The sequence below is a fragment of the Cyclobacterium sp. L-R genome (genome assembly GCF_056859355.1).
The window spans coordinates 1-18,889 of record NZ_JBSXOH010000028.1 but is presented as its reverse complement, the minus strand read 5'-3'; the positions used below and the strand labels follow the sequence as shown (position 1 = coordinate 18,889).

17 protein-coding genes and 1 tRNA gene are annotated in these 18,889 nt (G+C 39.0%); 15 read left to right on the top strand and 3 right to left on the bottom strand.

Annotation, left to right across the window (positions count from 1 at the left end; all coding sequences use genetic code 11):
- Position 1: 1 nt before the first annotated feature.
- Positions 2-1,333: a 4Fe-4S dicluster domain-containing protein gene (locus tag AC13EX_RS01990; RefSeq protein ID WP_482891333.1), complete on the bottom strand. Its 1,332-nt coding sequence runs from the start codon at positions 1,331-1,333 to the stop codon at positions 2-4.
- 88 nt (positions 1,334-1,421) lie between these two features.
- Between AC13EX_RS01990 and AC13EX_RS01985 the strand changes: the two genes are divergently transcribed.
- The 15 genes from AC13EX_RS01985 to AC13EX_RS01915 all read left to right on the top strand — a co-directional run bounded on the left by AC13EX_RS01985 (position 1,422) and on the right by AC13EX_RS01915 (position 14,572).
- A tRNA-Phe gene (locus tag AC13EX_RS01985) sits at positions 1,422-1,494 on the top strand.
- 322 nt (positions 1,495-1,816) lie between these two features.
- On the top strand, positions 1,817-2,308 hold the full coding sequence (locus tag AC13EX_RS01980) for an RNA polymerase sigma factor (RefSeq protein WP_339712846.1): 492 nt from the start codon (positions 1,817-1,819) through the stop codon (positions 2,306-2,308).
- Entirely contained in the window at positions 2,292-2,720 is a 429-nt protein-coding gene (locus AC13EX_RS01975) for a hypothetical protein (protein ID WP_482891332.1), read from the top strand. Before AC13EX_RS01980 ends, AC13EX_RS01975 begins: the two co-directional genes overlap by 17 nt.
- 2 nt (positions 2,721-2,722) lie before the next feature.
- Positions 2,723-3,250: a DUF4252 domain-containing protein gene (locus AC13EX_RS01970; protein ID WP_482891331.1), complete on the top strand. Its 528-nt coding sequence runs from the start codon at positions 2,723-2,725 to the stop codon at positions 3,248-3,250.
- A 28-nt stretch (positions 3,251-3,278) separates the two neighbouring features.
- The gene (locus tag AC13EX_RS01965) at positions 3,279-3,767 is read left to right on the top strand and encodes a DUF4252 domain-containing protein (protein WP_482891330.1); all 489 of its coding nucleotides are present in this window, start codon (positions 3,279-3,281) and stop codon (positions 3,765-3,767) included.
- Between the two features lie 262 nt (positions 3,768-4,029).
- Positions 4,030-4,638 (top strand): superoxide dismutase family protein, encoded by a 609-nt coding sequence (locus AC13EX_RS01960; protein ID WP_482891329.1) that lies wholly within the window; start codon positions 4,030-4,032, stop codon positions 4,636-4,638.
- Between the two features lie 472 nt (positions 4,639-5,110).
- Positions 5,111-6,265 carry a N(5)-(carboxyethyl)ornithine synthase gene (locus AC13EX_RS01955; RefSeq protein ID WP_339712836.1) on the top strand — a complete coding sequence of 385 codons (1,155 nt, stop codon included), beginning with the start codon at positions 5,111-5,113 and terminating at the stop codon, positions 6,263-6,265.
- Positions 6,266-6,346: 81 nt separating this feature from the next.
- A complete protein-coding gene (locus AC13EX_RS01950) occupies positions 6,347-7,420 on the top strand; it encodes a methyltransferase (protein WP_482891328.1) in 1,074 nt (357 codons plus the stop codon).
- Positions 7,421-7,589: 169 nt separating this feature from the next.
- Entirely contained in the window at positions 7,590-7,955 is a 366-nt protein-coding gene (locus AC13EX_RS01945; protein WP_482891327.1) for a VOC family protein, read from the top strand.
- Positions 7,956-8,387: 432 nt separating this feature from the next.
- Positions 8,388-9,374, top strand: coding sequence for a DNA cytosine methyltransferase (locus AC13EX_RS01940; RefSeq protein WP_482891326.1), 987 nt, complete (start codon positions 8,388-8,390; stop codon positions 9,372-9,374).
- Positions 9,374-10,126 (top strand): hypothetical protein, encoded by a 753-nt coding sequence (locus tag AC13EX_RS01935; protein ID WP_482891325.1) that lies wholly within the window; start codon positions 9,374-9,376, stop codon positions 10,124-10,126. Before AC13EX_RS01940 ends, AC13EX_RS01935 begins: the two co-directional genes overlap by 1 nt.
- Before the next feature lie 554 nt (positions 10,127-10,680).
- Positions 10,681-11,340 (top strand): PQLLE family protein, encoded by a 660-nt coding sequence (locus AC13EX_RS01930; protein WP_482891324.1) that lies wholly within the window; start codon positions 10,681-10,683, stop codon positions 11,338-11,340.
- 381 nt (positions 11,341-11,721) lie between these two features.
- Positions 11,722-12,204: a DUF7000 family protein gene (locus AC13EX_RS01925; RefSeq protein ID WP_482891323.1), complete on the top strand. Its 483-nt coding sequence runs from the start codon at positions 11,722-11,724 to the stop codon at positions 12,202-12,204.
- Positions 12,205-12,539: 335 nt separating this feature from the next.
- Positions 12,540-12,992: an IS200/IS605 family transposase gene (tnpA, locus tag AC13EX_RS01920; protein WP_482891322.1), complete on the top strand. Its 453-nt coding sequence runs from the start codon at positions 12,540-12,542 to the stop codon at positions 12,990-12,992.
- Positions 12,993-13,939: 947 nt separating this feature from the next.
- Positions 13,940-14,572 carry a hypothetical protein gene (locus AC13EX_RS01915; RefSeq protein WP_048641827.1) on the top strand — a complete coding sequence of 211 codons (633 nt, stop codon included), beginning with the start codon at positions 13,940-13,942 and terminating at the stop codon, positions 14,570-14,572.
- Between the two features lie 361 nt (positions 14,573-14,933).
- Here the strand turns inward: AC13EX_RS01915 and AC13EX_RS01910 are convergent, their stop codons facing one another.
- Complete coding sequence (locus AC13EX_RS01910; RefSeq protein WP_084011716.1) at positions 14,934-16,178, bottom strand: outer membrane protein assembly factor BamB family protein; 1,245 nt, start codon at positions 16,176-16,178, stop codon at positions 14,934-14,936.
- Between the two features lie 226 nt (positions 16,179-16,404).
- Positions 16,405-18,501, bottom strand: a complete 2,097-nt coding sequence (locus AC13EX_RS01905; protein WP_482891321.1) for a beta-galactosidase — start codon at positions 18,499-18,501, stop codon at positions 16,405-16,407.
- Between the last annotated feature and the right edge of the window lie 388 nt (positions 18,502-18,889).

The window sequence follows — 18,889 nt, the reverse complement described above, 5'->3', positions numbered from 1 at the left end:
TTTACTTTTTTTCTTTGTTTAAATCGGCTGCCCAGTTAAATCTATCCGTTGGAGGAAATTTCCAAGGGGCAAAACTGGTCTCAATATTTTGGAACATGGCATTCCATTGTGCGGGACTGCCACTTTCTTCCATGGCCGTATACCTTCTCAATTCAATAATAATGGCCAATGGATCAATATTGACAGGACAGGCTTCCACACAAGCATTGCAATTGGTACATGCGTTAATTTCTTCCTGAGTAATGAAATCTCCTAAAAGTGACTTGCCATCGTCCAGTCCTTTTTTGCCAGCGAGTAGATTTTTACTCACCTCTTCGGCCCGGTCTCTAGTGTCCATCATAATTTTTCGTGGAGATAATTTCTTTCCTGTAAGGTTTGCAGGGCATTCGGCCGTACAACGGCCACATTCGGTGCAAGAAAAGGCATTCATCAGATTGATCCAAGACAAATCATTGATATCCTTTGCGCCAAATCTACCAACTTCAGCAGTTTCAGTCCCTTGTTGATCAGTAGGCATTCCCAGCATCATCTTTACCTCATGTGTAACGGCTTCCATATTGGGGATTTTTCCTTTGGGTTCCAGATTGGAATACCAGGTGTTTGGAAAGGCCAGGAAAATGTGGAGGTGTTTGGAATAAGTGACATAAACAGCGAAGCCTAATATGCCAATGATGTGAAACCACCAGGCAAATCTTTCAATAAAAACCAGCGTGCCAACTTCAAGGCCTTCAAAAAGCCCTTGGATGCTTCCACTAATCCAAAGACCGCCGAGTGGGATATATCCACCGACACCCTTATAAGCGAGGATTTGGTCGGTAGCATTCATGGTGAAAATTGCTACCATCAATATGATTTCAATTACCAAAATCAGGTTGGCATCTAATTTTGGCCATCCTTTCAACTCTTTCATGTTGAGTCTTGGTACCTTGGTGATGTTTCTACGGATAAGGAATACCACACAAGAAACAAGAACTCCCAAAGCCAAAAACTCGAAAAAATTCATGGCTACTGAATAAAAACCTGCCAGAAAAGGGGCAAAAACCCTGTGCGTACCAGCAATCCCATCTATTATGAATTCTAGAACTTCGAGGTTGATGATAATAAAGGACACGTAAATTACCAGGTGAAGTAAGGCTGGAATTAGATTTTTGAACATCTTCTTTTGTCCCAAGGCTACCAGTAACATGGTTTTCCAACGTTCTTCCGGTTTGTCATTCCTTTGTAAGGGTTTTCCCAGTAGGATGGTTTTTCGGATAAAGTTTATCCTCTTGTACAGAATATACCCTGCTGTTCCTAAAACCAATAAAAAAAGGATTTGTGGTAAGCTACTCATATTGAATGTGTTATTATTTATCCTCGATTTTTTTATTAAAATTGCTTGTACAAAAGTAACAAATAGCTACCTTTGCATCACTTTCAGCGGTGATGTAGCTCAGTTGGTAGAGCATCGGACTGAAAATCCGTGAGTCGGTGGTTCGAGCCCACTCATCACCACAAGCCCTGGTTTTGCCAGGGCTTTTTTTATGTCCTTTATTTTTAGCGAATGATTTCCGGTATTTTGCATGCTTTGATTTTTTCTATTCTTTGAATAGGCAAATTAATAAATAGTCAGGAGGCAAACTATATATTTTATTTTTAAACAGGGATTATGCAATGGGATTTTAAATTAATAGGACCATAGCCTAATTTAAAGTAAACCTGAGAATAAGCCGCTTGTTCCAGTTAATTGGTGATAATTTGGTAATTATCTCTATTATTTAAAAAAGTTTTTGTCCAAAAGTGTAACCTTTTTGTTTCCCGATCATCATCTTACTACATGAAGTCCTTTTTTGAATCACAGATTTGGCCCTTGAAGAACAGGCTTTACCGGTTCGCCATACTTTGGCTGAAGGACAGGGATAAAGCGCAAGATGCGGTGCAGGAAACAATGACCAAAGGATTTATGCAACAGGAATACCTCTCTTCTATTAACAATCCTACGGGATGGTTGGTGAAGACCTTAAAAAATGAGGCTCTGCAGCAGATTCGTGAGGCAGGAAAATGGGGAACACTGGAGGAAGTTGGGGAAATGGCAATGGAAGTTGTACCCGAAGTAGATACTAGTCAGCAAGCTAAAATGGTGTTCAGGTTTATGAATAAACTTCCTGAGAAACAAAAGGAAATTTTCTTCCTGCGGGAAGTAGAAGGGCTTACACACAAAGAAATGGCTGATTATCTGGGTCTTAATGAAGGACAGGTAAAGGTGGAATTGCACCGGGCCAGAAAAAAGTTGAAATCATTTCTTGAAAATTATGGAAAGCAAGAATAAGGAATTGTGGAAAAAATACTGGGAGGGTGAGACAAGCCTGGAAGAGGAAAAGACCCTCTTTGCAGAAGTCGAAGCGGACAAGGCGGATAGTAAACTTGCCGAGTTCTATTCAGGGATACAAATGATTCGCTCAGAGAAGTCATCAGGTATTCAATTGCCTTTGCCCAAGCAACGTTTTCCTTGGCAAAAATTGGCTGCCGTGATGCTGGTTTTTCTTACTGTTACCGCCTGTTGGTGGGGCTATAAGGAATATGAGCAACAGCAGCAGGCCGAGGCTTATCAACAAGTAGTGGAAGCCATGGGTAAAATAAAGCTAAACCTAAAGAAGGGAACCAGTCAACTGGAAAGTATGGAAAAGATCAAATACCTCAATTCAGGTATGGATTGGTATGACAACAATAAAAATAATTAGCGATGAAAAAGATATTATTACTGACCTTGTGCTTATTGCCTTGGTTGGCAGAGGCTCAAACGGAAGTCATAGAGCAGTTTTATGAGAAGTACAGGCAGGATGAACGCTTTTCCAGGGTTTACATCAGCCCCAAGCTGATGCAAATGGCCGGGGGGTTCCTAAGTTCCAATGCGGACCAGAAGGATGAAGATGCCGAAAACCTGATGGAGCTGATCACCAAAATCAAAGGCATTAGAATTCTATCTGCGGAGAAAATTGGTGGTTTGGCCTTGTTCAATGAAGCTATGGGAGACCTGAAAAAGAACCTTTATGAAGAACTCATGGACGTGAGGGACAAAGAAAGCTCATTGAAATTTATGGTCAGGGAAGAAGGAGGCAGGATCAAGGAATTGCTGATGGTTTCAGGGTCTACCAGTGAATTTACCTTTATGAGTATGCAGGGGGATTTCACCTATCAAGACCTCAATATGCTTTCTGAAAACACCAGTTTGCCCGGAATGGAAGAGTATGGCCGAGCTAAAAAAAAATAAATAACCATTAGTATTAAAAGATTTTACCATGAAAAATTCAATTATTGTAATCGCATTGACCCTCCTTTTTAGCCTTCCTTCAGTACTTCATGCCCAAAGCAAAAGTGTGGATCAGCTTTATCAGCAATACAAGGGCGAGGAAAATTTCTTTCACTTAGACCTTGCTGGAAACTTTCTGGACTTTGCCAAAGGATGGAACCTAGAAATCGAGGAAGCCAATCTCGATGCCATTACCGAAAGCATAGAAAGGGTTAAGTTTTTTAAGTTGCCGGTGGGAGGTTCACGTGCTAAGGCAGATTTTCACAAGCTAAGCAAAGGTTTGAACAGGGAGCGTTATGAATTGATGATGGATGCCACTGACAAAGACAGCGGACTTGCCATTTATTCCAAAGGAAAAGAGGCTGTGGAAGGGTTAGTGCTGATGATTAGGTCTGATAATGACAGCGAATTTATGGTGATCGAACTGGAAGGTCGCTTTGACCAGAAAACATTGGCAACCATAGGCAAGGGGATTTGATTTTCTTGCTGTGCGGAATAACTTGGGTTAAAGTGGAGCTATAAAATTCAGCTTTGTTGGTGTTTTACCGCTAGCCTTTCAAGGAGTTTGTCCCTTAATTGCAGCCATTTTCCAAGCCTATTAATACAATAATACAATAAAAAGGTTATCCTTACTTAGTTTTATTGAATCTGTTTATAGTTATAAAGTTAATTTATAATCTATAGTTTTGGCATAGTTTTTTCTTGAATAGTAACTCGGATTTAACTAAATTACTATGATTATGAAAACGCTTAATTATTTTCTATTTATCGGGGCTGTATCCATGGCAATAGCTTGTGGACCTGGAACCAATGATTCCGGGGAAAGTGCTACTGATAGGACAGAGGTAAAAGAAAACCAACAGGAGACTATTGAAAGTGAAACCAAGATGGCTGACAAGTCAGCAAATGCAGTGCTGTCAGCGGCAAATGGAAGTGAGGTTTCAGGAATGGCTACCTTTACTCAAACAGCAGAGGGAAAGGTTAAATTGGTATTGTCAGTGAACAATTTGACACCGGGAAAGCATGCAGTCCACCTTCATGAAAATGGAGATTGCAGTGCAGCAGACGCTAGTTCTGCAGGAGGTCATTGGAACCCAACTGAAGATGAGCACGGTAAGAGAGGTGAAAATGATTACCATGCCGGTGATATAGATAATTTGACTGTAGGTGAAGATGGTATTGGATCGCTTGTTATGGTGGTTGATGGATGGTCTATCGGTGATGGACAGGATTCTGATATCCTCAATAAGGCGGTTATTATTCATGCTGATGCCGATGATTTTACTTCACAGCCTTCCGGTGCAGCCGGTTCAAGAGTGGCCTGTGGTGTAATACAGGAAAAAGTATAATCAATAGCTACTGAATAAAATGCTCATTTTGCGTGCTTTATGTATGGGATGAGTGTGAGATTTAAATTACCTAGAACAGCATCGTATTCCCTTTTCCTTATTATCCTCTTTACTAGCCTATAGGTGCAAAATATAAAGGAATAGGACTGATACATTCAAAGCCCAATGCGTCAAACCATTGGGCTTTTTGATGAATTGGGTTCAAGCTTATGTTAATAATTTTGGATAATGCCAGTAATGGTTTTAAATAAAGTACCTTTGTAACAGTAGTATTGATCTGAAGTTATTAAATATCCCTTCGCACTATCTCAGCGAATTGCTGATGCTTACTTTTTTATAAATCTTTATTTCAATTGTTTAAACTCCGTAGCCAACTTAATGCCTGGGTGCTGGAAATTACCTATTAAAAGTAATTTTAATCTTGCGTTTTTGCACCTGTCATTACCTTGCAATGCGCCACAAAGCAAAAAATATGGCTTTATTAGAAATGGGTGTAATTGGTACCTCGAAAAAAGAAGACGAAAGACGGGTTCCTATTCATCCTGCACATTTAACAAGACTTCCAGAACCTATTCGAAAGCAACTTATTTTTGAAAAAGGTTATGGCCTGCCTTTCAATATAGCCGACGAAGAGATCAGTGAGCTGACCGGTGGAATCGCAAGTCGAAGTGAAATCCTGACGGATATTGGGGCGGCTATCATTGCCAAACCTATCCTTTCAGATCTGGAAGAACTTAAAGAGGGCGGCTTGCTTTGGGGTTATCCTCATTGCGCCCAACAAGATCATATTACCCAAATCGCAATCGACAAGAAATTGACCTTGATTGCTTTCGAAGACATGTATGTTTGGAGTCCTAGCGGGCAAATTGGAAGACATACCTTCTATAAAAACAATGAAATGGCAGGCTATTGTGCCGTTATTCATGCCCTACAATTAAAAGGGATAGATGGACATTATGGAAATCAAAGAAAAGTTATCATCTTTAGTTTTGGAGCCGTAAGCAGAGGGGCAATTTATGCCTTGAAAGCACATGGTTTTAGGGACATTACCATTTGTATTCAGCGACCAGATCACGAAGTAAGAGAAGAGGTATTGGATGTGCATTATGCCAGACTTCGAAAGGGGAATGAAAATGAGCCCAGGCTGATCGTGGTAGAACACGATGGTACGGAAAGGCCGTTATTGGAATTAATCAATGAATCTGAGATTATCATTAATGGAACCTACCAGGATACAGATGATCCCATCAATTATGTCATGGAAAATGAAAAGTCAATGTTAAAACCTGGTTCACTGTTTATCGATGTGAGCTGTGATGAAGGGATGGGCTTTTATTTTGCCAAGCCAACTACTTTTAAAAATCCATTGATAGCCATTGATGCTATTGATTACTATGGGGTAGATCATACCCCAAGTTATTTTTGGGAAAGTGCTTCCAGATCCATATCGGCAGCGATGATCGTGCATTTGCCTTTTGTGATCTCTGGCCGTGAAAGTTGGAAAGATAGCCAGACGATTAGTAATGCGATAAATATAGACAAAGGCGTGATTGTAAAAGACACTATCCTTAGGTTTCAGAACCGCAATGCAAAATATCCACATCCCATAAATCCGGTACTCAACTAATCCGGACTGGGGTGATTTTAATTTTATAAATAAGAATCAGTAATGGATTTTTTCAGGATAATCCAAAGCACAACGTAAAATATGACTGAAGCAATAAAAATAAACAAGCCGGAACCGATTACTTCCGCGAAACCAAAAGTTGTCTTTGATGGCACCACAGACATAAAGCTTTCTATAGAAGCATTAGAGGCCGGTAAGCAAGTGTTGATTACGGCTTTTTATAGCAACGGCTTGTTGCTTATGAAAGAATTGAAAGCTCATTTACAAAAAAAGTTTTCTAACACAACTTTTCAGGAGCAACGTGAATTTCGGGCAGCTTACCACAAGCTTTCCAACCTTGTATTGATTGAAATTGCAGGGAACAAACTGGCACTTAAGAAGGCCCCTTTTATCGGTTGGTTGGAAGAGTTGTATCCGGAAAAAAGTGATTTCTTGCTGACTTTTCCTCAAGTACAGGGACTAAACAGTTCCTGGGAATGGTACAAAAATGGGATTTCCATTCCTGTGCTAAGGAATAAATTACACCCTTATTACGGCACCTATTTCCCAACCCGATTTGATCATTTGGCGCAGTTTGATCAGTGGCTAAAACGCTATACTGGCCCGAAAAAAACGGCCATAGACATTGGTGTGGGTAGTGGTATTCTCGCTTTACAAATGGTGCAGTACGGCTTCCAAAAGGTTTTTGGAACAGACAGCAATCCCAACGCGATCGTGGGGTTAAAAGCCTTTATGGGAGATACTAAATTGTCCCGAAAGATAGAGTTGGATCTGGGACATCTTTTTGGAAAGTGGGAAAAACAGACCGAACTGATTGTGTTTAATCCTCCTTGGCTGCCAGCATCCAATGCTGTGGAAAACTTGGATACAGGCATCTATTACAATGAGAAGCTGTTCCCTGAGTTTTTTGCAGAGGCAAAGAAACGCTTGTTGCCCGATGGCAAACTGCTGCTTTTGTTCTCTAACCTAGCTCAAATCACGGAGCTGACCAAAGAACATCCAATAGAAAAAGAACTGGCTGAAGGCGGTCGTTTTCAATTGGCAAGATGCTTTAAAAAATCTGTTAAACCAGCCTCAAAGAAAACAAAGCGAAACCAGAACTGGCGTACTGATGAAGTAGTAGAGCTTTGGGAGCTGACGCAAAAGGAAGCATAGGTCTGTTACTGAACAGGGCTGTTTCTAAAATACAGTATATAGCAATCCTTATTTCTCCGATTAAATTAATCCCAAGATGAAAGCATGGACCCATTTGCTTTGATTTATGGATAAATCCTTATATAATATTTATCTTGGTTAATTCTTTTTGAATTAATCGAGATAAACTATGGAACATAAAATCAAGTCAATTCGGCCGTTTATTGGCGCCAAAGATTATGGGCTGTCCCGTCAATTTTATACCGATCTGGGCTTTGCCGAAATCGTCCTTTCCAGCAAGATGTCCTACTTCAAATCCGGTGCCTTTGGCTTCTACCTGCAGGAGGCCTATGTCAAGGACTGGGTAGACAATACCATGGTATTTATGGAAGTGGAGGGGTTGGCCAAGCATCTGGAAAAAATAAAAACCCTCAACCTCCCTCAAAAGTACAGCGGCGTCCGCCTATCCGAAATCGTCTATAACGACTGGGGCAGCGAATACTTCCTACACGATCCTTCTGGGATTTTATGGCATATTGGGGCGTTTTTGGGGTAGTTTTTATTCCACCTGTCAATATCGCTTTGCTTCTATTCCCAGGTGTATAGCTTTCAAAACATTTAATAATTCCCTTATAGCCAATGCTCAGAAACCGTCTACAATCACTTAGGAAACGAATGCATGCTATACGATCCTTCTGGGATTATATGCCATATTGGAGTAGGAGGTTTTTTTTGGATAGGGCTTGATTGTGGAGTGGAGGTGTTTAATAAAAAGTTTAAATACCGCTTTTATTTAATTATTGAGAATGTATTAATTAATAGAAAGGAATATTTTAGTATACAATATCTTTAAAAATTTTTAAAATAATTAAAAACCCATTAGTTTAGTAATCATTTCTCATAGTTAAATATAAGTACATATTTCTGTGTGATTGGAACCAATTTCAAACAAGATTAATTTACTGTTTGGTGATTTTAAAATATAAAAATGTACGATAATAGAGAACAAATTCGATTTATTGACCTTTTTTGTGGAATTGGAGGCTTCCGGATTGCATTTGAAGAATCCTGTCAAGAAGTTGATATAAATGCAAAATGTGTGTTTTCTTCAGATATAGATAAATTTTGCCAAGATTCTTACGAAGCCAATTTCGGAGAAAGACCCCATGGAGATATTACACAAATAGACGAAAAGGACGTTCCGGATCATGACATTCTTTTTGCAGGATTTCCATGTCAACCATTCAGCATTATTGGACAAATGAAAGGTCTAAGTGACACTAGAGGGACACTATTTTTTGATATAGCACGTATTATCAAAGAGAAACAACCTAAGGCATTTATTTTAGAAAATGTCAAGCAACTTGTTGGTCATGATGAAGGAAAAACTTTAAAAGTTATTTTGAAAACACTAACTGAACTTGGTTATCACGTTCAATATTCTGTTTTAAATGCCCTTGATTACGGATTACCTCATAAAAGAGAAAGGATAGTAATTGTTGGTCATAAAGAACCTATTATGTTTACTTATCCTGATCCTATAAGACCATATACACCATTAACGGAGATTTTACAAACTAAAGTTGATCAGAAGCATTATGCTTCAGATTATATAAGAGCAAAAAGAGATGAAAGTCATAAATCATCTTTTTACCCTTCAATTTGGCATGAAAATAAATCAGGAAATATTTGCTCTTATCCTTATTCCTGTGCTTTAAGAGCTGGAGCATCTTATAATTACTTGCTTGTGAATGGTGAACGAAGGTTAACACCGAGAGAAATGTTTAGATTACAAGGGTTTCCAGACTGGTATAAGATTGTTGTTAGTGATGGTCAGGCTAGACGACAGGCCGGGAATGCTGTTCCTGTGAATATGATTAAGGCGGTTGTCCAAAAATTGTTACCGTATATTGCAACATCTCTTGATCAAGCGTCGGTTCTTAGAGAATATGATTTAAAAAATAACCCTAGGTAATGGGAAGACAATCTCCAAAATTAAGGACAGTAAATAAATCAATCCCACCCTATAAATTAAATGAATTTGGTTCGGAATTCCCTTACCTTCTTGCCAAAGAAATTGTTTATTTACTAGCTACAAAAGGTAAAGGGGTTCTTGAAGGATCTGAATGGGAAGAAATTTTCGCTCATTGTATTGGAGCTGAATGGAAGCCTTCGAATGTTGGTCTTGATGACGTAGTTTTAGGGAATACTGCATGGGGAGCAAAAACTGTGAAATCAGGTGTTAAAGATTTCAGGAAATTAAATAAAGTTCGTTTGATATCAGGGAGGAATTCAACGCTTTATTCTTATGGTGGAACCGTAGATATTTCTGCGGACCCAATAATTGTTGGAGGTCAAGTCCTAGAGATATGGAATGAGAGAGTTTCTTCTATAAGAGAAAAATTTAAAAACCTTAGAACAGTTGTCTTGGTAAAATCGAATGACCTTTCTCAAGTTGCTGTTTTCGAATTTGAAACTATCCGTTACGACCCTGAACTGTTTGATTTTTCATGGAACAGGAATGGCAATTTAGAAGGTTATGATCAAGGGACTGATAATAAAAGATTTGTGTGGCAGCCACATGGATCTCAATTTACTATTATTGAAGAGGTTCCAAGAAAAAGTTTGATTTTGAAGTTAAAACAACCAGATGCGTTAGAAAAAGATAAAGTTTTAAAGGAAATTGGATTTGATAAAACTTGGGTTACAATTGAAAAAAGGGAATAAAATCGTCATTAGAATGCAAATACTCATCTGGTGAATTAAACTTTGTGTTATATGTGAGGCAAATTTTAATTGAAATTAATTTCTTACACATCCCTCCCCCACCAAACCAATTTCTCACAATAAAATTACTAATTTTTTAATTTTATTGTTATATTTAATAGATATGTAACCGAAAAGTAGGAACGGGGACTTGTCAATAATGCAATTGTAATGGAAAAAAACCGAATAGTAACCTTAGAAAATGGAAGCGTAAGGGGGGAGAATGCAATTGTAACGTAAAAAAATCAAATGTAAATGGTCGGGAATGCAATTGTAATCATAGAGAATACAAATGTAATGGTAAATAATGCAATTGTAACTCGGGAAAATGGAAATGTAACGCTCATTTACACAGGAGGAGCCTGTAGGAATGTATGAGGGATGGTAAAAAATAGGTCTAGTACCTATAAGAATGGATAAGTAACAATAATTAACGCAGGGTCAATTTTAGCAGATGGCAAGCATCCGAAAGGAGTTCGCAATAACTCAAATTTATAACCCAAAAGTTAATTATTATGGCCAAAATGAATTCTTTATCCGAAGCCGAAACCCTTGAACTGTACAGGGTTTCTCTAAACAATACAGAAAATCAACCCGAAATTGCCAATGCCATGGCAGAAAAGGGATACGATGCCAGCGTCATCAGCCAAGGCAAAGCCTTATTGGCTAAAGCCAGACAATTATTTGACGCCAACAGAATTGAAGACAATGAAACTTCCGCTGCTTATGCCAATTTTACGCAAGCTAAATCAGCATTGGAAGATACCTATGGGGTCCACCGTAAATTAGCCAAAGTAGTTTTTAAAAATGATGGCGTTATCTTAGGCCGCCTTGGGATATTGGGTAGAATACCAAGGGCCTATACAGGCTGGATGGAAAAGGTAAAAACCTTTTATTCTGAAGTGGTAGCAGACTCCGCTTTGCAAAACCAACTTTCTAGGCTAAATATCAGCATTGATGAATTAAATGCAGGAGAAAGTCAGATAGCTGTTTTGGAAGCTGCAAGAGAAAATTACCTCAGAGAAAAAGGAGAGTCTCAGGAAGCAACCAAAATAAAAGATGAGGCTTTGGAAGAAATAGAGGATTGGATGAGTGATTTTTATCGTGTAGCCAAAGTGGCTTTGGTTAACAAATCCCAATTGCTCGAATCCATCGGCAAGTTGGTAAGAAGGTGATTTAAACCACAAAGTATAGTTTAACGCCCTTTATGGGCGTTTTTTTTGTCTTACCATGGGATCTGTAATTCATGTCTAAACGAAAGTTTTCAAAAGGCCTTACATTTCATGCGCTATCATAAAACCCCCACTTCCCAATTCTAAAAGTGGAACCAGGCGTATAAGCCTGTTCAGGAAAATACCTGGTTACCGTACATAGCCCCGAAATTGAGGTCAACACGGAAGGGTATCTGGACCAAAGGGCGGCAGTCTCTTTTCAGCTTTACCCCAGGCCATTTGGTATTAGGCACCGTTGAAGTTTTGATGTATAAAATTCCTAGTCTTATTTTTGATTTAAGGTTTTACCTACTAAATTAAATCCATTAACACCTTAAAAGAGAGATGGAACCAATGAATGAAAGTTTTTCTGAATACCAAAAACAAATCCAGACGGGAGAAATAGCGAGAGTTTACAAAAGCTTAATTGCGTTTATGCAGTCGCTTAGAATTTATTTCAAGAATAACCATCAGGAATTCATTGTGGGTAGTTTTTATCAAGGAGCAATGGACTTTACCTATTTTCCGATTAGTACAAAAGAGTTGAAAGAGAAGAAACTAAAGTTCGTCATCATTTTTAATCATCAAAAGGCAAGTTTCGAAATTTGGTTGGCAGGGCAAAACAAGCAGGTACAAAAGCAATATTTAGCCTTAATGGATGAAAAAGAACTGGGGGCTCATTACAGGGCTTCTACCCATCCCCATTCCATTTTGGAGTGGGAGGTTTTGAAAAGTCCGAATTTTAATGACCTGGACACAGTCACCACTAAAATGGAACAAAGTGTAAAAGTATTTTTGCAGGACTTGAGCAAAAATGGCTATCAATAAAAAGAAAGGCCGTTGTAAAATTTGGGATGGGTAGTAGCTCATTCAATATTCGGCATAAGCTGTAGTAAATAATGGGGCCCTTTTCATTTTTGCATAAAATTCATCTAATTAAAGTCAGTGGTATATGTCACCCTTTCAGGGCTTGAAGGGTAGGAATTGGACTTTATCACACAGGGCTAACACCCTGTGCTAATATATATCGCCCTTTCAGGGCTAGGAAACAGATAACTATAAAAATCAAGCCCTGACGGGGTTGTGTAAAATAGGGATGGGTATCAGCCCATCCACAATCGGCGAAAACGAAACCTTAAAGCCCTGAAGGGTGTAGTAAAATTATGGGACAGTCACTAGTACAAAACTTCATTCACATTATATTCAGCACAAAAAATAGGACGCCAAAGATACTGCCACCTATTGATAAGGAATTACATGCCTACTTGGGAGGTGTTTGTAATAAGATGGATTGTCAGTCAATCATAGTTGGGGGTTTTACTGATCATGTACATATTTTATGCAATCTTTCTAAAAAAATTGCACTTATGAAACTTGTAGAAAGTGTAAAATCGCATTCTTCCAAGTGGATAAAAACTAGGGGAGAAGATTATAAGGATTTTTATTGGCAAGATGGATATGGTTCTTTTTCAATAAATCCAACACAAGTGGAGGCAGTGAAGATTTATATAGCCAACCAACATGAACACCATAAAAAAAAGACTTTTAAAGAGGAATATGTTGGTTTTTTAAAGAAATACGGAGTAGAATATGATGAACGTTATGTTTGGGATTAATACTGTATTTTTATGTCACCCTTTCAGGGCTTGGAGGTTAGGGCTTGGACTTAATCACAGGGCTGCCACCCTATGCTGATATATATCGCCCTTTTAGGGCTAGGAATGGATAACTGTAAAAATTGGAGCCCTGACGGGGCGGTGTAAAATAGGGATGGGTGTAGCCCATCCACAATCGGCAAAAACAAAACCTTAAAGCCCTGGAAGGGTGTAGTAAAATTATGGAACCATTTCATTTAAGCATAATTTTTCGCAAATTAAGGTGAGAACAATATGTCACCCTTTCAGGGCTTGGAGGATGGGGATTGGGCTTAATCACAGGGCTGACACCCTGTGCTGATATATATTGCCCTTTCAGGGCTAGGAATGGATAATCTGGAAAAATTGGAGCCCTGACGGGGCGGTGTAAAATAGGGATGGGTGTTAGCCCATCCACAATCGGCAAAAAAAACCTGAAAAGCCCTGGAAGGGTGTAGTAAATTATGGGACAATTCCATTTAAGCATAATTTTTCGCAAATTAAGGTGGGGACAATATGTCACCCTTTCAGGGCTTGGAGGTTGGGGATTGGACTGGTCACACAGGGCTGCCACCCTGTGCTGATATATATCGCCCTTTCAGGGCTAGGAATGGATAATCTGGAAAAATTGGAGCCCTGACGGGGCGGTGTAAAATAGGGATGGGTGTAGCCCATCCATAATTGGCAAAAACGAAACCTTAAAGCCCTGGAAGGGTGTAGTAAATTATGGGACAATTCCATTTTACCATAATATTAAGGCGTTGACAAGATGCTGCCCTTCAACCCAGCAAGGAATGGTCCATCAATTGACCTCCTTTAAAGAGTTAAAAAAAATCAACTTTAAGGTATAATGGAAATGATTTGGCTATAGGTTTTAATTGCCCCTTTAATATGTTTAAATTTGACAAGATTTTTAAAATAAAAAAACCATGAAAAACTTAAAACTAATTGCCTTAAGCCTTTTGTTGCTTGCTAATTTTAGTTGTAACAATGCCAATAAAAGCGCTGAAACTGAAACAGAGGTTGTTGCGGAAAGCAACTTTACTTTGGTAGAAGATTCTACTAAAGTTAGCTTTGTGGCTTACAAGACCACAGACAAAGCACCTGTAGGAGGACAATTCACCAAAATTAATGTTACTAATTTCGGTGAAGGAGCGACTGCACTTGAAGCCATGAATGGTACCAAGTTTAGCATCCCTGTAAGTAGCTTATTTACCAACGACGCTACTGGAACAAGAGATCCTAAAATCCTTGAATTTTTCTTCGGTGTTATGGAAAATACAGAGCTGATTTCAGGTGTATTTAAAGTAGAAGGTGGTAACAAATGTTCTATCGACGTAACCTTGAATGGAACTACACAAAACATTCCTTTGGAGTATTCTACTGTAAATGATACCCAATTTATTTTTGACGGTGTAATGGAATTAGAAAATTGGAATGCTTTAGATGCTGTAGCTTCTATCAATAAGGCTTGCGAGGCTTTACATACTGGTAAAGACGGTGTGAGCAAAACATGGAGTGAAGTAGCTGTACATGCTGAAGTATTGTTGGAGAAAAAATAATTTTCCACATACAACTAGAAATAGGAAACCCCACAACAAATGTTGATTTGTTGTGGGGTTTTTGTTTAGCTAGGGTTTGAGAGACGTTGAGATTTTGTCAGCATTGTTGCAGAAAAAAAAGCAACAATACCGCCAAAATCGCTCTGCTTTCTTATTCTTTCCACGGGTGAAACCCGTGGTTATTGTGGTTGAAGTCCTTCAGACTTCTTTCGTTTCCGTTGTATTAATTATTACAAGTATAAACTGAAATCTACAAAATTTAATAAAACAATTTTCAATAGTAGACTAAGAGAGCGTTTTGCCAGAAAAAATGATCTGATGCGTCCCCTGAGCTTGTCGAAGGGGACGCGTCAGTTTAATGTTAATCTAACCTCGCTGAAACCAAGAGGCTTTGTTCGGTGGTGTAATAGATTTCATCTCCATAAATTTTGAAATACCTTTCACCAAAATAATCTTCTAAACGATTGATGGAAAAGGGAATGATTGAAGTGTCGAAAGGATAAAGCTCCTTTATCTCTCTTTCTGAAATGGTTTGACCATTTTCTACATTGATCTCATAGAGAAAGTTGTTTTTTGTATAAAGAAAGAGCCTATCCTTTACCAGAAACAATTGGCCGACATCTCTATTCTGAATCTCTGATTCCCATGTTTTAGATTGGGAAGACCAGTTGATGGCCACCACTTTTCCGGATTCTTTGTCGTGGTAGATCAAGGACTTCTTGCTTTCAAAGTGAAGCATATGGGTCAGGTCAAGTGTATTGTTATTGAAACCTTCAGGGTATTTCCATTCAGCTTCTCCTGTAGTAGGAGAACGTAAGATGAAATTATCCGGGCTGACGCTTAGTAGGGTGCTTCCAAGATCCACGGCAAAGGAATAATAGTTGAGGTGACCAAAGTTGGGCTCATCATAATTGAAAACCTCCCAGTATTCATTACAAGTATTGGGATCTATAGAAAGCAAATTTCTACCTCCACGTACCACCATCAGCACCAACTTGTCATCTCTGAAAAGGAAATTTCTAATATTGTCTACCAATAACTCCTCACATGCGATTTCGTCATTGCCAGTTTCCAAACTTACCTTGTAGAGGGATGTCTCCCTTTTTCTTAAGCCAAACCAGTTACCATCTACCTGCCCGGAAGGGAATGTTCCGGAAGGCTTTTCAAATAGTACATTGCCATCTGAAGGATCTACTTTGATCACAGTTGGATTATTAATGTCGGCCGTCATGGCCCAAAGGTGATCTCCAATGGTTTTCATGGTAAAGGGGCCTCCTATACTTTCTTTATTGATGTTCCAGTTGGTTTCCTGATTGGCTTTGTTCAAAGAAACAATTCCCTTTCCACCATAGGGGCTGTATAGGTAAAGGTCGGTTTCACCTATATGCAAAAACGGGGAAAAGGAGCCACCAATTTCATCACCTTCCTTGTTGATGGACCATTCGACTGTAAATGGCAGATCTGTGGGGTCTTCCAGTACTACCTCTTCCTCCTCCTCTTCTTCCTCTTCGTCATCTATTATCTTTTTTGTGTCTTCGGGAGAAATACAAAATTGGAAAATTAGTACTAAGAATAAGGGCAAGTAAGTACGTAACATATGCTTCATGTTGGTTTTTATTTTATGGCTGAAATAGGGTTCTGTCAGCAAAATATAAAAATTGATTCTAAAATTCAGAAAAACAACAGGTTAAATAAAGGTTGTTATAGGATTTCAATTCTTTTTCAGGAATTACTTTTGAAATTCTTAAGTACATAACTGTAAGCTTTCAACTGGAATAAAACATGGATGACAAAAACCTCCCTTAGGCATAAGACATTTATTGAAGGGGTGATTAGAATGGATTAACCCGGAAAATAACCGTTGATTTTGCATCCATTTTTATTTGGATTTGGTTGGTGGAATCGGACAATACCTTGTTTGTTAATGGGTCAATTACTTGCGCTAAATAGGGGAGTTGAATGTTTTTTTCTCCACCATCAACGGAATGTAAGCTTAGCCAATTTCTTCCTACATAACAGATGTCTTCCGTAGTTATGTATTGGTGAACGCCAGCTTCTGCCCAGATTTTCTTAAGCTCGGAAGGCTTCCATTGCAACTTTTCCGGAAGGAATTTGGCGGCTTTTCCAGGGAAGTTAAGGGTTGTTCCTTTATCGTTGGTCCACAAAATGGTTTTGCCCTGTTTCTGCCACTTTTTGATCAGCGCAGTTTCTTTATCGGTTAACTGAAGCAAGCCCATAAGCCAGATTACTTTGTATTGACTGTGGCTAATCTCTTGTAAGTCTGTCCTTAGATAAAGGTCATAGGCACTTCCTGTTTTGGCTATTGGATATCGGTTAGACAATATTTTCTCAGTAAGTCTACCATAACTTTTGTCCCAAAATGAAAGTTCTTCATCGACAATTACCAATACAGAAGGCTTCATTTTCTCTGGGTTTTTAGACGGGTAGTCATGGTGAAATTGCTGGGTCTTTTCCAATACCTGAAGCATTTCAGGATCACTAAACCAACCTCCCCACATGTCAAACCACCAGCCCCCATAACCGTAAGCCAGCATTCTTGCTGCATTTTTCCATAGCAATGAGACAGAAGCATCATGGTCTTTAGGGCCAAGCCAAACCCCACTTTCATATTGACCAGGAGGAGCTATTCCTTGAGAGCGGTCTTTTAAAAGTGTAGTAATTGAAGTCCGTGTATCGTTTTCTGCCAACCAAAGCTTTCCATGCTTGTGAACAGAATTCACCGCCACCATAGGAGGCCAATCTTCCCCAATTGACCTATTGTAAACATTTGGGCTGGACAAATAATCCAGGTCCGGGCAATCCAATAGCTTTGCTAGAGATCCATGGCCTCTCCTTGGGTCGGTGACGAAATAATGGTACCCATAAAATGCCCCTGTCAACAATTTGCCATCACTCTTCTCTTTGACAATCTTGCAGAAATAGGCAATATTGTCCACCAAAACTTCCGTATGGAACCGATACGTGTCGATGTAGTTTTGGTCTTTAATGGGGTCTCTCCATGAGATATCAGTGACAGGCTCATCGATATTGCTCAGCTGGGCATTGTCAAAAGTGACAGACGGTGCATTCCAGGCTGTTTTCAGTGATTGAACTGTACCATATTTATTCTTTAACCAATCACGGAAGGCTTTTAGTCGGACAGGGTTTTGGTCCTGGTACTGTTTAGGATGGTAAAACCATTCTTCCGTAAAACCACTGGCCACATGAATTCCTGCCAGATTGTTACGGTATTTGGATTTTAGCAACCAATCCAGACAATCCTGAAAAGCCACTTTTGTTTTTTCTCGCCACTCTTCTGAAGCAAAACTTTGGCGGAATAATGAACCATCTGGCAACTGTGCTGCTGCTGATGGGTTTGCTAAAGTCCACCAGCGAGGTGGATCAAGGTAAAAGCGGATGACTACTTTGGCTTTTGGATCCGCATTAAGTATTTTCTCAAAATCTACTTCTATGCTTGAAAAGTCATATTCATTTTCTCCTTTCCATATTGAATTTCTAAAAGCACCAATTCCTGAGATGGTATTTATTCCTCCCTCTCCCAAGTAGGCTGGAAGGTTGTATAGATGAATTCCGGAAGCAGCAATTTCCGTATAATATTCTTCCTCTCCCAAATAGGACATGTAGGCAAAAGGTGGATATTGCTCTCCATCAATAATCAAAGAAGGGCTTCCATTCTCCCAATGAACTTCAGATTTTATTTGTGCGCTTACTGGATGAGCTATGGTAAACAGAAAAAGTAGGAAAATCAGAAGGTTAAATCTTTGAAAATTTTGGGTCAATATATTCGGGGCTTTTATCATGAAAAGGATGGTATGTTTCTGGTCTAATTGGGAATGCCTCAGTACTTTTAACCCAAAATATGCAATAGACATTCTATTACGTGCTGAAATCGCTTTAAAATCAGCCACTTCGTTGCTGTTTTCAATTTCACCATAGCGGTGCTATGCTAAAATCTTCAAACACGCCGATTTTCTTGCTTTTGCAAGACTTCCCGTAAACACGAGACAGGCTATCACCAATTCTATTAAATAATCCCGGTTAAATAATCCCATAAGGGAATCAGACCAGGGGGTTGTGGGGCTCCGTAAATGGTTGAAAAGAAATTTATGAATAGTCTTGGCTAAACTAGGCTAATCATAATTCAATAAATGGCTCGAAATACCCCAAAAAGTGGCCATTTTTGCAGTACTTTTGTGTTGAACTGTTCGATATTAGTAATTTCGGTTTTATACCGTTTGAAAATAATAATTGGATGCTTTGATTTAATGTTAATGATTTTTAATTGAAACACTTTCA